The organism is Gluconacetobacter sp. (assembly GCF_047721585.1).
GTDB lineage: Bacteria > Pseudomonadota > Alphaproteobacteria > Acetobacterales > Acetobacteraceae > Gluconacetobacter > Gluconacetobacter dulcium.
The window spans coordinates 1-14,315 of record NZ_JBDNXE010000107.1 but is presented as its reverse complement, the minus strand read 5'-3'; the positions used below and the strand labels follow the sequence as shown (position 1 = coordinate 14,315).

The window sequence follows — 14,315 nt, the reverse complement described above, 5'->3', positions numbered from 1 at the left end:
CGAGCCATACCCGCCCCCCCGCCACCCGGGTATACGAGACCCGGCCAGGGGGGGGAAATCGCGTCGTCGCGTGACGGCGTCAGGTATAGTGCATAATCAGGACGGATGGAAATGGCGCTTTGATATAACCAAAACGCATATTGTTATAAAGAGAAGGTCTTGGACGCGTATGCTGGAATGATCCTACGATACGACCGGACTCCCCCCTGCGCGATGACCATCCATTGCGCATCGGTGTCTGGATCTGGCCCCTCGATAGGGGTTTCCGATGCGTAAAATAACAGACATCCTCCTATCGATGTCGAGAAAGAGTGTGGAAGGTATGGATGCAGAATGCTCATGATATAGCGTTCCTTCTGGCGCGGTTTTAATTCGCGTTTACTGTGGGCGTTCACATCATCTTTCCTGCCTTTTCGATCGGGCTGGCGGCGTATCTGGCCGTTCTCGAGGGGGTCTGGCTGGTCACGGGGCGGCAGGTCTTTCTCGATCTCTACCGATACTGGATCAAGGCGTTCTCGGTCGTCTTCGGCATGGGGGTCGTGTCCGGCCTGGTCATGGCCTACGAATTCGGCACCAACTGGTCGGTCTTTTCGAAGAAGGCCGGCCCGATTACCGGTGTCCTGCTGTCCTATGAGGTCATGACCGCGTTCTTTCTCGAAGCCGGGTTCCTCGGCGTCATGCTGTTCGGCATGAACAAGGTGGGGCGTGGACTGCATTTTGCCGCGACCTGCTGCGTGTCCGTCGGCACGTTGATTTCGATGACCTGGATCCTGGCGTCCAATTCGTGGATGCAGACGCCGCGTGGCTATCGGATCGACCCGGCCAACGGGCAGTTTCTGCCCGACGACTGGCTGGCCATCATCTTCAATCCGTCCTTTCCCTTCCGGCTGGTGCATATGGGGCTCGCGGCGTTTCTGTCGGTGGCCTTCGCGGTCGGCGCGACGGGCGCGTGGCATCTGCTGAAGGCGCGGCGGCGGGGCAGAATGTCCACCGAGCCGGTGCGGGTCATGTTCTCGATGGCCATGTGGATGGCGACCATCGTGGCGCCATTGCAGATTCTGGCGGGCGATGCCCATGGGCTGAACACGCTGAAATACCAGCCCGCCAAGCTGGCGGCCATGGAAGGCGACTGGAACAGCGAAGGACGCGCGCCGGAACTGCTGTTCGGCATTCCCAACATGAAGACCGAGCATACGGATTATGCGGTGGGCATTCCGCTTCTGGGCTCGCTGATCCTGACGCACAGCCTGGATGGCAAGGTGCCGGGGATGAAGGATTTCCCCCGTGACGAAAGGCCGCCTTCTCCGATCATCTTCTTCTCGTTCCGCATCATGGTGGGGCTGGGCGTTCTGATGATGCTGGTCGGGCTCTGGTCGCTGTGGCATCGGCGGAACAGCACGCTCTTTCTGAATCCGCTCTTTCACCGTGTCGCCCTGTGCATGGCGCCGGCGGGCTTTCTGGCCCTGCTGTGCGGCTGGGTGACCACCGAGGTCGGGCGGCAGCCCTGGACGGTCTATGGCCTGCTGCGGACCGCCGACAGCGTATCGCCGATCGTGCTGTCGAGCATGGTCGTGTCGATGACGGTTTTCGTCGTCGTTTACGTTATCGTCTTCGGGTCCGGCCTCGGCATTCTCGTCCGGTTGCTGGGTCGCGCGCCGGAGGAAGGGGAACGGAATGCCGATCCGCTGCATGCATCCGATATCCTGGCGACGCACATGCACCCCGCGGTCGTCGACGCATCCGCCGCGAAAGGGGCCTGAGCGATGATGGATTTCGCACATTGGTTGCCGATTGTCTGGGCCGTGATCCTGATTGCCGCGATCTCGATCTATGTCGTTCTCGATGGATTCGATCTGGGCATCGGCATGCTGTTCGTGGCGGAGCGCGACGAGACGCGGCGCAACGTCATGATCGGCACCATCGCGCCGGTCTGGGATGGCAACGAGACCTGGATGGTGCTTGGCGGCGCCGTTCTGTACGGTGTCTTTCCCGGTGCCTATGCCACGCTGCTGCCGGCCTTCTATCTGCCGATCATGCTGATGCTGGTCGCGCTGATCTTTCGCGGCGTCGCGTTTGAATTCCGTGTGATGACCAGGGATACGCCACGGGCGCGGCAGTGGGATTTCGGGTTCATGACAGGCTCGGCGGTGGCCGCGTTCTGCCAGGGGGCGATCCTCGGCGGTGTGATCCAGGGGGTTAAGGTGACCGATGGCGCCTTTTCGGGCGGTTCGCTGGACTGGCTGACGCCTTTTACCGTCCTGTGCGGATTGTCCGTGATGTGCGGTTATGCCCTGCTGGGCGCGACCTGGCTGGTGTGGCGCACGACCGGCGGGCTGGAAGCGGCGTGCCGTCGCTGGGCCGGGCGGCTGGCCGTCGGGCTTTTTGCCTGCATCGTCGCCGTTAGTTTCTGGACGCCGCTGCTGCATGCGCCCTATCTGCGGCGCTGGACGGAATGGCCGAACATCGCGATCGTGGCCCCGGTGCCGGTTCTCGTGGTCGTGTTCGGCCTGCTGCTGGCGGCGAGCCTGCGGAAGGGGCATTCGCGTGTGCCCTTCCTGTGTGCGCTGGGCTGGTTCTTCCTGTGCCTGTCCGGCCTGGGCATCACGGTCTGGCCCTATGCCGTGCCGCCGACGCTGAGCCTGTGGGATGTGTCGTCGCCACCGTCGAGCCAGTTCTTCCAGCTTGTCGGCACCGCCATCCTGCTGCCGATCATTCTGACCTATACGATCTACTCCTATCGCGTGTTTCGCGGGAAGGTGTCTGAGGCCGATGGCTATCATTGAAATCGTGAAGGGTGACGGGTCGGAGGCGCCCCGTCGCTGGAGCGCCCGGTTCGGCTGGCTTGTGGGAATCTGGGCCGCCAGCACCGTCGCATTCTTCGTCGGGGCGTCGCTGCTTCATCTGCTGGTGCCCCGATGAGCATGACGCCTTCCGTGACGGCCGAAAGGACGGATACAATGTCCGAAAATCCTGTGATTTTCGAATTCGAACGTGATTTCGCCGGGTCTTTGCGCTGCATTCCCATGATTGCGCGGCAGAAGCTCGATATCGTCGGAATCAAGATGACGCTCCGGCAGTGGAGCCGGCTGTCGCGCACGGAGCGCGGCCTGCTGGTGGAGGGGCCGTGCGCGACGGACGGGGAGCAGGCGGGCTATCGCATGCTCGTCGAGGATTTGATCGCGGCGCGGGCGGATGAGCCGGTTCGTTTTCTGCCGCCCCAGCCGTTGGACGACTGGCGCGAGGCGAACCTGATGCCGGAGGCCGTGACGATCCAGGCGAAGGCGGACGGTGTTGCGGCCCCCACGCCCGCGCAATGGGCCGGGCTGACGCCGCTGGAGCGTTTTGCATTGATCAAGCTCGCGCGGTCGAAACATGAGAACGAGAATTTCGTCCCGGCGTTGAAAGAGTTCGGCATCCTTCAGGGAGAGGGTTGAGACCATGAGCAAAGAGAAAAAACCCGAGTTCAAGCCCTATCACCACCCGGCCGGTGGATGGGGGGCGGCGAATGCGACGGCCAAGGTGCTCATGGAGCAGAGCATTCTGGTCAAGGGATCGCGCGGCCTGCTGTCCATGAACCAGCCTGGGGGCTTCAAATGTCCGAGCTGCGCCTTTCCTGACCCGGATCATCGCAAGACGCTGGAATTCTGCGAAAACGGTGCGAAGGCGCTGGCCTTCGAGGCCACCAAGGCCCGTGTGACGCGGGATTTCTTCGCGCAGCACACCGTTACGTCACTGATGGAACAGAGCGATCACTGGCTGGAGATGCAGGGCCGCCTGACCGAGCCGATGCGCTACGATGCCGCGACCGACAAATATGTGCCCATCGCGTGGGACGATGCTTATGCGTTGATCGGCAAGCATCTTCAGGCGCTCGACAGTCCGCATGAGGCGGAATTCTATACGTCCGGCCGGACGGCGAACGAGACGGCGTTCCTGTATTCCATCTTCGTGCGCGAATTCGGGACCAACAATTTCCCCGACTGTTCGAACATGTGCCACGAGCCGACATCGCGCGGCCTGCCGCCCGCGATCGGGATCGGCAAGGGCACCATCGTCATGGCCGATTTCGACCAGGCGGAGGCGATTTTCGTCATCGGCCAGAACACGGGCACCAACTCGCCGCGCATGATGACCAATCTGGTCGAGGCCCGCAAACGCGGCGTTCCGGTCATCCTGATCAATCCGATGCCCGAGCGCGCGCTGATCCGCTTTACCGAGCCGCAGGACATCCTTCAGATGGGGACGTTCGGGTCCACGGCGATTTCCACGGAATTCGTGCATGTCCGGATCGGTGGCGACCTCGCCATCTTCAAGGGGATGATGCGCGCGCTGTTCGAAGCCGACGAGGCGGGCGAGGACGTGCTGGACAAGGCGTTCATCGCCGAGCACACCGTGGGCATGGACGCGGTGCGCGCCGATGTCATGAGCACGTCCTGGGCGGATATCACGCGCATCTCCGGCATTTCGGAAGAGCAGATCCGGCATATCGCGGGGATCTATGCGAAGTCGAATGCGACGATCATGTGTTACGGCATGGGGCTGACGCAGCATCAGGAAGGGTCGCATCTGCTTCAGCAACTGACGAACCTGCTGCTGCTGAAGGGGAATTTCGGCAAGCCGGGTGCCGGTATCGCGCCGATCCGTGGCCATTCCAACGTGCAGGGAGACCGCACCGTCGGGATCGACGAGAAACCGACCCAGGCGTATCTCGACCGCGTGCGCGACGTTTTCGGCTTCGAGCCGCCGCGTGAGCACGGCCACCATGTCGTCGAGGCCGTTGCCGCGATGGAAGCGGGCACGGCGAAGGTGTTTTTCGGTATGGGCGGCAATTTCGCGCGCGCCATTCCCGACACCGAACGCTCCTATGCCGCCATGGCGCGCCTGAACCTGACGGTGAACGTGACGACCAAGCTCAATCGCGCGCATCTGGTCCATGGCAGGGAGGCGCTGATGCTGCCGGTCGTGGCGCGCTCGGAAATCATTCGCACGGCGAAGGGGGAGCAGTTCGTCACCATCGAGGATGCGATGGCGAATGTCACGCCGTCGCGCGGCGTGTTCGAGCCGGTGAGCGAGCATGTGCGGCCGGAGACCGAAATCGTCTGTCGCGTGGCGATGGCGACGCTGCCGGACTCGAAGACGCCCTGGGCCGATTATATCGAGGATTATACGCTGATCCGCGACCGGATCGCGGATGTTTATCCCGATATATATGCTGATTTTTCGGAGAAGATGAAAAATCCGCATGGTTTTCATCTGGATATTCCGCCCCGGCGGCGGGTCTGGAAGACCCCGAACGGGAAGGCGAATTTCCTCGTCATGCCGGGCCTGGACGTGAACGATGTGGTCGATGACCCGGCGATGCTGCGGCTGGCGACGATCCGTTCGCACGACCAGTACAACACGACGATCTACAGCAACAGCGACCGGTATCGCGGGGTTTATAACAACCGCCTCGTCATCTTCATGAACAAGGAGGATCGCGCGGATCGGGGGCTGGAGAATGGCGCGGTCGTCGGGTTGGAGACCTATAGCGACGATGGCTATCGGCGGTATGTCGACGGGCTGACGGTTCTTGACTACCCGATGCCGCGTGGCGCGATTGCCGGATATTATCCGGAACTCAATCCGCTCCTGCCGCTCGATTTTTATGACGAGATCAGCGGCACGCCGGCGGCGAAGGCCATTCCGGTCCGGATCGTGCCGAGCGTGGCGTCGGCGGCGCCGATGCGGATCGCGGGCTGAATGGCTTCCATCCCCGGCGTCCTTCAGCGATGAAGGAGGCCGGGGATGGAGAGCGGGGACCAAGGAGCATGAGCGCGGAGTTTTCATTCAAGAGCCGGCCGGTCGGGGACCGGGTGGGGCGCCCGCTCAGGGATTTGCGCATCTCGGTGATGGATCGGTGCAATTTCCGCTGTCCGTATTGCATGCCGGATTCGCTCTATCACGAGGGATTCCGCTTTCTCGCGCCCGAGGAGCGGCTGGATTTCGGCGAGATCGAACGGGTGGCACGGGTGGCGGCGGACCTGGGCGTTACCAAGCTGCGCCTTACGGGCGGAGAGCCGCTGCTGCGGCCCGATTTGCAGGACCTGGTGGCGCGGCTTGCGCGCATTCCCGGCATCGAGGATATCGCGCTGACGACCAACGGGATGCTGTTGCGGCGTCAGGCCTCGGCCCTGCATGCGGCCGGGCTGCATCGTGTGACCGTCAGCCTCGACAGTCTGGACCCGGACGTGTTCGCGCGGATGAGCGGCGGGCGGGGCGACCTGACGACCGTGCTCGATGGTATCGAGGCGGCGCGCGCGGCTGGATTTCCGCGCGGGGTGAAGATCAACACCGTCGTCCAGCGCGGCGTGAACGATCGGGGTGTGCCGGCGCTTCTGGCGCATTTCCGGCATACGGGTGTGATCGTGCGCTTCATCGAATATATGGATGTCGGCAACCGGAACGGTTGGGAGCGCGGCGATGTCGTGACATCGCGCGACCTGATGACGCGGATCGATGCGCTCTGGCCGCTCGATCCGGTATCGCCGGCTTATCGGGGCGAGGTCGCCACGCGATACCGTTACGCCGATGGCGGCGGGGAGATCGGCTTTGTCTCCTCGGTCAGCGCACCGTTCTGCGGGGACTGTTCGCGGGCGCGCCTGTCTTCGGACGGACAGGTCTTTACCTGCCTTTTCGCCACGAGCGGCACCGATTTGCGCACGATCCTGCGCGATCCCGCTCCTGCGGAGGACGATGGCGCGTTGCGGCGGGCGCTGGCCGCGATCTGGCAGCGTCGCGCGGACCGTTACAGCGAGGAACGGCAGGAACGACGGAGCCGCACCGCGATTTCCGAGCATGGGGGCGAGGACGACAAAATCGAAATGCATTATATCGGCGGGTGATGACATGACCGGGAATTGGCCTGTTGTTTCCCATCCTGACGCGGGCGGTGAGGCGCCGCGCCTGGTCGATGGCACGATCGGCGGCGACGGGGCGGGCTTCGATCGGCATGTGCGCTGCATGGGGCGCATCGGTGTGGGCGTGGCGGCGGCGACCGGTGACGCCGTGGGCGGGGGGCTTGCTCTTGACGGGGTGGTCCGTGCGGTTCGTCCTGCCGGCAGGCGTGGAGACAGGTGGGGAGGCAGGCGCGATTCCGGCGCGGCGGTGCCTGCGATGGCGGGGCCATGAGGCCGCTTTACGGGCTTGTCCTTTCCGGGGGCGCCAGCCGCCGCATGGGAGAGGACAAGGCGGCGCTGGCCTATGAGGGGCGGCCGCAGCTCGATCGTGCTTTCAGCCTGCTTGCGCCGCGTGTGGCGCGCTGTTTCGTGTCCCTGCGGCAGGATCAGGCGACCGATGGCCTGAGACGCGCCTATCCGGGAATCACCGACAGGTCCGACGCGATCGGGCCGGCCGGAGGGTTGCTGGCCGCCCATGGGGACTATCCGCGCGTCGCGTGGCTGGTGTTGGCATGCGACATGCCGTTTGTGGATGCGCCGACGCTCGATGCGCTGATTCTGGCCCGTCGCGCCGATTATACGGCCGTCGCGTTCCGGAGCGAGCATGACGGGTTGCCGGAACCGTTCTGCGCCATCTGGGAGCCGGTGGCCCTGGAGAGGCTGTCCCGCCAGGTGGCGGCGGGCCGGGTCGGGCCGCGGCACGCGTTGAGCGATGGCGGCACCTGCCTTTTATCCCCACGGACCCCCGGTGCGCTGGACAATATCAATACCCCCGAGGAGCGGCGGCAGGCCGAGAACCGGCTGGCCCGCCGGCAGGAGCCGACATGCCACGGATAGAACGCGACGATCGCGCGCGATCGGGCGCGCCGGCGGGCCGCTGGTCCGGGACGAGGGGGCGGATGAGCCCGCTGGCGGTTGCGGCGGCTCCGGTCGCTGTCGGGGCGCGCCGGGCAGGGTGCCGGCCGGCGCGACGGGGCGGTGCGGCCCCGTGACCGCCCTGTTTCGTACGCGGACGGCGACGCTGCTCGATCTCTCCGGCGAGCAGGTTGACCTGAACATTGCCGACGAGGTGCCGGTTACACTCGTCTTCAATGGCATCCTTCCGTATGGCGTGATGATGATGACGCCGGATCATCTGGAGGATTTCGCGTTCGGCTACTGCCTGACCGAACGGATCGTCGCGTCCGAGCAACAGATCCGTTCGGTCTCGGTGTCGGAGGGGGAGGACGGGCCGACGATCGACGTTTCGATTTCAGGCGATCGCCTCGCCATGCTGTCGCGGCGCAGGCCGCGTGCCCAGGCCGGGCATTCGAGCTGTGGCATTTGCGGCAGCGCCGACGTGCCGTCCGTGGAGGCGAGCGGGCCTGCGCCGTTTCCCGTGGAGCCGGGTATTGCCCCGGTCGCGATCCGCCGCGCGCTGCATGACCTCGATCGCTGGCAGGATCTGAATGCCCGCACGCGGATGGTCCATGGCGCGGCCTGGGCGACTATGGACGGCCGGATTCGGCTGATCCGGGAGGATGTCGGGCGGCATAACGCGCTCGACAAGCTGATCGGTGCCCGCATGCGCGAGGACACGCTTTCGGAGACGGGCATCTGCCTGCTGACCAGCCGCTATTCGTATGAGATGGCGCTCAAGACGGTGCGCGCGGGCATGGCCACCGTGGTCGCGGTGTCGGCCCCCACCGATCGTGCCCTGCGTCTGGCCGAGGCGATGAACCAGACGCTGATCGCAATCGCGCGGCATGACCGGCAGTTCGTCTTTTGCGGCGGGCAGCGCCTGATCGGGCCATGACCGTGCCGGCGGGTGGGGTGTGCGTTGTGCCGTGGTGCGGCCCGGTGGGGCGGGTTGAGAGCGCATTGTCATCCGGGACCGTTGTGAGGGCCGGGGGTGCGGATCTGGCGAGCCATTATCCGCAAGGAGCATGAGATGTTTCTGAAGCAGTTGCAGTACCTGCGTGAAATCGAACGCTACAAGAGTTTTTCCAAGGCGGCCACGGCGTGCGGCGTGTCGCAGCCTGCGCTGTCCCGCGCCATCCGCCAGTTGGAGGACGAACTGGGCGTCGTCATCGTCGATCGCAAGAAAAAAATGTTCGGGATTACGGATGATGGGGCGCGCGTTCTCAAATGGGCGCACGACATCCTCAGAGGGGTCAGCGAACTGCGGAATGAGGTCTCGGTGGCGAAGCAGGCGATCGCGGGGATCGCCAGGATCGGCGTCATCCCGACTGCCGTGCATATCGTCCCGCTCCTGCTGGATGCCGTGCAGGCGCGATGCGGCGATTTCGCAAGCGAGGTGCATGTGCTGCCCAACGGGGCGATCATCGAGAAACTGGCCAGCAAGGAGCTCGATATCGGGATCATGTATTACGATCAGTGCCCGCAGGCGAAAGCGTTCCAGGTTCGCACGCTGTATGCCGAACAGCAGGTTCTGGCGGCGTCCAGCGTGTTTCAGCTTCCTGAGGGAGACGATATAAGCTGGGAGGCGGCGGCCCGATTGCCGCTTGCGCTGCTGACCAGGGAAATGCGCTGCCGGCAACTGGTGGATGTGGGATTTCAGACGGTCGATGTCGAACCGATGATTCGCCTGGAGACGAATTCGCTGGAATTGATCCATGCGCAGGTCATGACCGGAAAGGTCGCCACCATTCTGCCGATTTCGTCTTTTCCGTTGCGGGTGCCCCCGCCCGGCCGGCTTGGGATGCGGCGATTGCCGGGCTTTTCACCCGGCGCGGTGGGGGTGGTGCGTCTCAGCGAGCAGGCGACGCCGGAATTTGCGTCTGACGTGTGGGATAGCGTGATGAAAACGAGCCTTCAGGGTGACATCGACCTGCTCTGCAAGCCCGCGACCGCGCCGGGAGGGAAAGCATAGGCTTTCAGTCTTCGCCCGCCGTGCGGTAGGGCGATTGTGCGTCCAGTTCCGCCATGCCGTGCAGCATGGCTGCGCGTTCGTGGGTCACGAATTCGGCGACGGCGCGGCGGAGGCCGGGCCGCCGCGTCGTCGCGCACCAACAGGCGCGGGCCTGGCACCGGGGAGAAGGGGACCGCGACCTGCAATTTGGGGTAGTAGTCGCCGCCTGCCTGTTCGAACGCGCGGGTCCAGATCTGGTCGAAGACATATTCGCCGTTGGAATGCGGCTTGACGTACATCGGCGCCGCCGCCAGCAGGCGGCCGGCGGGGTCGCGGATGGCGGCGTGCTGCGGCAGCCAGCCGGTCCAGGTCAGGCGACCTCGAACAGGGTGTCAGACTCAAGGTGAGTTGGTCTTGCTTTGATATGAGGTATGTCCAGCCTCACTCGTCAAAGAAATGTGATCGGGCAAGAAATGTATCAAAATGTTGTTTTTCTTTCGTAATCGTATTAAAGATTAAACCCGATCGGTGTCGCGAGGTGCCGATCATCAGCCAAGGAGGTCGCCATGAGAAATGGCGAGGATATCAAACATATTATTAGAAGCGCCCGGTTGTCGACGCCCATTTCTATGTGTGGGGAGCCTCTGGCCGATGCTATCGGTGCCATATTTTCTGTAATCGCATTCGTCATGACGACTGTTGCATTCACTTATCTTTACTTCTATTACATGCCCCAAGGCTATATATCTTCGACCTTCAGCGCACATGCGTCAGGGCAAAGTTTCAGTGACGCTCAAATCCGTTTTATGGAGAACGTCAGCATTGGCATGTCCGCCATCTATGCGGTGCTGATGACATTATTCTTTCTTGTTGTTTACGGAGTTTATTTGGAGAGCAGTGCTGATAACGATTATGGGGGCAAGTTTTTTATCGCAACATTTTCCGTCATGGCATTCGGAAATATCATTAATATTATTAACCTGATCGCCAACAAGGGAACTCCGGATGATAAGGCGTCATTTTACGTCGATTCTCTGAATTTTTTACAGGTGGACGTCAATATCAGTCTCGGTTCTTTCCTGTCGGCCATTTATATCGACGTTATTATCGCAACAGCCATTACCGCATACTATTATATCAGGTTTGTGCACAAAAAGACGATAGTAAAAGCCACTCTCCCATACCTTCCGACGGCATTGATGATTATTTGTGCGGTGGTTTATTATATTAAGACTTCTTAGTATGGAAATGATATAAATTTTTCAGGAGGCTGGAATACCATGTCAATTCCGTATATCGTTCTTATTGGTAGTATAGTTTTCTTTATCCCTACAATTTTGAGTCTTGTATTGAGGCGGGTTCCGTTTGGAGAAGCTCTGACTCTCAATATAGTTCTTGGCTTTACATGGGTCGGATGGTTTTCAACTATCGCATGGTGCGCATCTGGTGACAGGTCGCGCATAAAAAGGAAAATCTATACCTATCCAATATGGTTGCGCGTTGTTATTCTGGGTGGTGTTGTTTTAATGGAGGTTGCTATCGTCTATATTCTGATCAGGCAGAAGCATTAGCAGGCTGTCGGATTGTGGGTTGCCATGTTGGGCCTGTCATAAGGCGGTCCCGAGCGGCTCGATCTCTTTTTGAAGCGTATATGAGCGTATCGTCTTGCCTATAAGTGGGAAAGCTTTGGTGCATTCCTGATTTTTCCGGGGCGTATGCGATAGCCCAAAACGGATAAAAGTCTTTTTGCTTCTTTTTCTTCAGAAAAAGAAGAGGCTTTCAGTCTTCGCCCGCCGCGCGGTAGGGCGACTGTGCGTCCAGTTCCGCCATGTCGTGCAGCATGGCTTCGCGTTCGTGGGTCACGAATTCGGCGACCGCGCGGCGGAGGCCGGAGTGGGCGATCCAGTGGGCGGAATAGGTGGGGGTGGGGCGGTAGCCGCGCTGGATCTTGTGCTGGCCCTGCGCCCCGGCTTCGACCCGGCGCAGGCCGTGGGCGATGGCGAAATCAATCGCGCGGTAATAGCAGAGTTCGAAATGCAGGAACGGATAGTCGCCGTCGCAGCCCCAGTTGCGGCCGTAGAGCGTGTCGGTGCCCATCAGGTTGAGCGCGCCCGCCACGGGCGTGCCGTCGCGTTCGGCCAGCATCAGCACCACCCGGTCGCCCAGCCGTTCGGACAGCAGGGGGAAAAATTCGGGCGTGAGGTAGGCGCTGCCCCATTTGCGATCAATCGTGGCGGTGTAGAACCGGTAGAAATGCGCCCAGAGATCGGGCGTGATCGCGCGGCCCTGCACGGTGCGGAAGGTGAGGCCGCACTGATTGGCGTCCCGCCGCTCGCGCTTCAGGACCTTGCGCTTGCGCGAGGCGAGGGTGGCCAGGAAATCGTCGAAGCTGGTGTAGCCGGCATTGTCCCAATGGAACTGGACGCCCAGCCGTTGCAGCCAGCCGGCTTCGCCCAGCGACGTGTAGTCGTCCTCGGAGCAGAAGGTGACGTGGACCGAGGAGACGCCCAGTTCGGTAGCGGCCTGACTCAGGGCGCCGGCCAGGGCCTGGCGCAGGCCGGGCCGGTCCGCCACGTCGTCGCGCACCAGCAGGCGCGGGCCTGGCACCGGGGAGAAGGGGACCGCGACCTGCAATTTGGGGTAGTAGTCGCCGCCGGCCTGTTCGAACGCGCGAGCCCAGCTCTGGTCGAAGACGTATTCGCCGTAGGAATGCGGCTTGGCGTACATCGGCGCCGCCGCCAGCAGCCGCCCGGCGGAGTCGCGGATGGCGGCGTGCTGCGGCAGCCAGCCGGTGCGCGAGCCGGTCGATCCGCTGTCTTCCAGGGCCGAGAGAAAGGCGTGGCTGACGAACGGATTGTCGGGGCCGGCGCAGGCATCCCACTCCGTCGCCGGGATGTCGGCGATGGCGGGATGCAGGCTCAGGGTCAGGGCGGTCATGATCGGGCCGCCGGTCAGGCGATCTCGAACAGGCCCTCGACCTCGACGGCGGCGTCGAGCGGCAGGGAGGGGACGCCGATGGTGGAGCGGGCGTGCCGCCCGGCCTCGCCGAAGATCGCGACCGCGAGGTCGGACGCGCCGTTCATGACCGTGGCATGCTGGGTGAAGCTGGGGACGCAGGAAATGAAGCCGCCCAGCCGGACCACGCGGCGGACCCGCGAGAGGTCGCCCACGGCGGCGCGGACCTGGGCGATGACGTTGATCATGGCGTAGCGGGCGGCCTCGACCCCGACTTCGACCGCGACATCGGCGCCGAGCTTGCCGGTGGCGAACAGCTTGCCGTCGAGCAATGGCAACTGGCCGGAGACGACCAGCAGCGAGCCGCTGAGGACGCTGGCGACATAGGTGGCGACGGGGGCGGGGGGCACGGGCAGGATGATGCCGTGCCGGTCCAGGCGGGTTTCGGGGGTGTCGGTCATGAACGGGGCTCCTTGTCCGAAACGGGCGGGCGTGGCGCTTAGCCGACCAGGCGAAGTTTGCCGCGCCGGGTGGTATTGTCCCCTTTTGTCTCTGGAAAATCCAGCGGCAGCATCGGAGACGGGGTGTCGGTCAGGTCGTCCTGATGCGGTGCGTCGGGCAGCTTGTGGCCCAGATAGGCGTCCGACAGGGCCCTGAACGCATAATCGAGCATGGAGGTCGCATAGGAGGCGACCGGATCGCCCTCCACCGTGCCGGCGGGGCCGAAGCGGGTATAGGCGAAGGCATCCACGTAATCGTTCAGCGGCGCGCCATATTGCAGGCCGATGCTGACGGCCTGGCCCAGCGCGTCCAGCAGGCCGCGCGTCATCGGCCCCTCGCGGGCCGGGGTGATGGTGACTTCGCCCAGCGAGCCGTCTTCATATTCCGCCGTGCGGAGGAACAGGCGGTGGCCGCCGACGCTGGCCTTCTGCGTGAAGCCGCCATGGCGGGCCGGCAGGTGCCGCCGCACGCCGCGATCCAGCGCCAGCCGGGCGCGCAGGGTGGGCATGGACGAAGGGTCCGGACGGGCGGGCATGCGGTCGACGAAGCCGGCCAGCGCGCGGTGCATCGCCTTGTGGGCCTCGATATCCGGCAGGGGCAGGACGCTTTCGCCCGCCAGGGCGGCGGCGAAGGCGGCCTCGGGCGTCAGGCCGCGTGCCGTCAGGCGGGAGAGGGTGCTGGCGGCCAGCCGGCCGTCCGGGCGGAGCGGCGAGAAGATGGGGGCGAGGCCGCAGGCTTCCACCCCCAGCAGGGCGTCGATCGGGCCGGGTGCGGAAAAGCCGGTTTCGATGCGGGGCAGGGGGGCGTCGGTCTCGACCGCCGCGTCGCGCCAGACGGCGCGCGCGGTTTCGGCGAGGCCGGGCACCGTGCTGCGCGCGGGGGGGAGCAGCAGGGAGTCGGCCCCGCATCCCGCATGGGCGACCGAGGTGGCCAGCGAGGCCAGGCTACAGGCCACGTCGCGGCCGGCGTCGCTGTCGTAATCCAGCCCCAATGCCGCCAGACAGGCATCGAGATTGGTCATCAGCAGGTCGCCGGCGATCGGCGGCGGCTCGGCCGGCGGGGCCTCGGGC

The 14,315-nt window shown here is 63.6% G+C and carries 13 protein-coding genes and 2 pseudogenes; 11 read left to right on the top strand and 4 right to left on the bottom strand.

All coding sequences use genetic code 11. The features are described from left to right. The first annotated feature begins 383 nt into the window (after positions 1-383). From ABF821_RS16130 to ABF821_RS16085, 10 genes are all read left to right on the top strand, one after another. A complete protein-coding gene (locus ABF821_RS16130; protein WP_415530744.1) occupies positions 384-1,760 on the top strand; it encodes a cytochrome ubiquinol oxidase subunit I in 1,377 nt (458 codons plus the stop codon). 3 nt (positions 1,761-1,763) lie between these two features. Further along, complete coding sequence (cydB, locus tag ABF821_RS16125) at positions 1,764-2,783, top strand: cytochrome d ubiquinol oxidase subunit II (RefSeq protein WP_415530743.1); 1,020 nt, start codon at positions 1,764-1,766, stop codon at positions 2,781-2,783. Continuing rightward, positions 2,770-2,919 carry a DUF2474 domain-containing protein gene (locus ABF821_RS16120; protein WP_182973974.1) on the top strand — a complete coding sequence of 50 codons (150 nt, stop codon included), beginning with the start codon at positions 2,770-2,772 and terminating at the stop codon, positions 2,917-2,919. Before cydB ends, ABF821_RS16120 begins: the two co-directional genes overlap by 14 nt. A 53-nt stretch (positions 2,920-2,972) precedes the next feature. Further along, positions 2,973-3,434 (top strand): nitrate reductase associated protein, encoded by a 462-nt coding sequence (locus ABF821_RS16115; RefSeq protein ID WP_415530746.1) that lies wholly within the window; start codon positions 2,973-2,975, stop codon positions 3,432-3,434. Positions 3,435-3,438: 4 nt separating this feature from the next. Then, positions 3,439-5,742: an FdhF/YdeP family oxidoreductase gene (locus ABF821_RS16110; RefSeq protein ID WP_182973973.1), complete on the top strand. Its 2,304-nt coding sequence runs from the start codon at positions 3,439-3,441 to the stop codon at positions 5,740-5,742. Positions 5,743-5,810: 68 nt separating this feature from the next. After that, positions 5,811-6,884, top strand: coding sequence for a GTP 3',8-cyclase MoaA (gene moaA / locus ABF821_RS16105; protein WP_415530742.1), 1,074 nt, complete (start codon positions 5,811-5,813; stop codon positions 6,882-6,884). A 4-nt stretch (positions 6,885-6,888) separates the two neighbouring features. Further along, a complete protein-coding gene (locus ABF821_RS16100; RefSeq protein WP_415530741.1) occupies positions 6,889-7,170 on the top strand; it encodes a hypothetical protein in 282 nt (93 codons plus the stop codon). Then, positions 7,167-7,775 carry an NTP transferase domain-containing protein gene (locus tag ABF821_RS16095; RefSeq protein ID WP_415530740.1) on the top strand — a complete coding sequence of 203 codons (609 nt, stop codon included), beginning with the start codon at positions 7,167-7,169 and terminating at the stop codon, positions 7,773-7,775. The genes ABF821_RS16100 and ABF821_RS16095 overlap by 4 nt, the downstream gene beginning before the upstream one ends. A 151-nt stretch (positions 7,776-7,926) precedes the next feature. Then, positions 7,927-8,733: a formate dehydrogenase accessory sulfurtransferase FdhD gene (gene fdhD, locus ABF821_RS16090; protein WP_415530739.1), complete on the top strand. Its 807-nt coding sequence runs from the start codon at positions 7,927-7,929 to the stop codon at positions 8,731-8,733. A gap of 135 nt (positions 8,734-8,868) precedes the next feature. Next, a complete protein-coding gene (locus tag ABF821_RS16085) occupies positions 8,869-9,810 on the top strand; it encodes a LysR substrate-binding domain-containing protein (protein WP_415530738.1) in 942 nt (313 codons plus the stop codon). A gap of 122 nt (positions 9,811-9,932) precedes the next feature. Here ABF821_RS16085 and ABF821_RS16080 read toward each other — a convergent pair. Continuing rightward, a pseudogene (locus tag ABF821_RS16080) lies at positions 9,933-10,154 on the bottom strand (peptidogalycan biosysnthesis protein); the annotation flags it as partial. Between the two features lie 201 nt (positions 10,155-10,355). Between ABF821_RS16080 and ABF821_RS16075 the strand changes: the two are divergent. Continuing rightward, a complete protein-coding gene (locus tag ABF821_RS16075; RefSeq protein ID WP_415530737.1) occupies positions 10,356-11,030 on the top strand; it encodes a hypothetical protein in 675 nt (224 codons plus the stop codon). Positions 11,031-11,568: 538 nt separating this feature from the next. Here ABF821_RS16075 and ABF821_RS16070 read toward each other — a convergent pair. From ABF821_RS16070 to ABF821_RS16060, 3 genes and pseudogenes are all read right to left on the bottom strand, one after another. Continuing rightward, on the bottom strand, positions 11,569-12,726 hold the full coding sequence (locus ABF821_RS16070; protein WP_415530736.1) for a GNAT family N-acetyltransferase: 1,158 nt from the start codon (positions 12,724-12,726) through the stop codon (positions 11,569-11,571). A 14-nt stretch (positions 12,727-12,740) separates the two neighbouring features. Next, complete coding sequence (locus ABF821_RS16065) at positions 12,741-13,205, bottom strand: RidA family protein (RefSeq protein ID WP_182973965.1); 465 nt, start codon at positions 13,203-13,205, stop codon at positions 12,741-12,743. Between the two features lie 38 nt (positions 13,206-13,243). After that, a pseudogene (locus ABF821_RS16060) lies at positions 13,244-14,315 on the bottom strand (vitamin B12-dependent ribonucleotide reductase); the annotation flags it as partial.

Bases quoted from the DNA above. Each gene is read 5' to 3' on its own strand.
- cydB (WP_415530743.1), top strand. From the start codon at position 1,764: ATGATGGATTTCGCACATTGGTTGCCGATTGTCTGGGCCGTGATCCTG.
- ABF821_RS16120 (WP_182973974.1), top strand. From the start codon at position 2,770: ATGGCTATCATTGAAATCGTGAAGGGTGACGGGTCGGAGGCGCCCCGT.
- ABF821_RS16110 (WP_182973973.1), top strand. From the start codon at position 3,439: ATGAGCAAAGAGAAAAAACCCGAGTTCAAGCCCTATCACCACCCGGCC.
- moaA (WP_415530742.1), top strand. From the start codon at position 5,811: ATGAGCGCGGAGTTTTCATTCAAGAGCCGGCCGGTCGGGGACCGGGTG.
- ABF821_RS16100 (WP_415530741.1), top strand. From the start codon at position 6,889: ATGACCGGGAATTGGCCTGTTGTTTCCCATCCTGACGCGGGCGGTGAG.
- ABF821_RS16095 (WP_415530740.1), top strand. From the start codon at position 7,167: ATGAGGCCGCTTTACGGGCTTGTCCTTTCCGGGGGCGCCAGCCGCCGC.
- ABF821_RS16085 (WP_415530738.1), top strand. From the start codon at position 8,869: ATGTTTCTGAAGCAGTTGCAGTACCTGCGTGAAATCGAACGCTACAAG.
- ABF821_RS16075 (WP_415530737.1), top strand. From the start codon at position 10,356: ATGAGAAATGGCGAGGATATCAAACATATTATTAGAAGCGCCCGGTTG.
- ABF821_RS16070 (WP_415530736.1), bottom strand. From the start codon at position 12,726: ATGACCGCCCTGACCCTGAGCCTGCATCCCGCCATCGCCGACATCCCG.
- ABF821_RS16065 (WP_182973965.1), bottom strand. From the start codon at position 13,205: ATGACCGACACCCCCGAAACCCGCCTGGACCGGCACGGCATCATCCTG.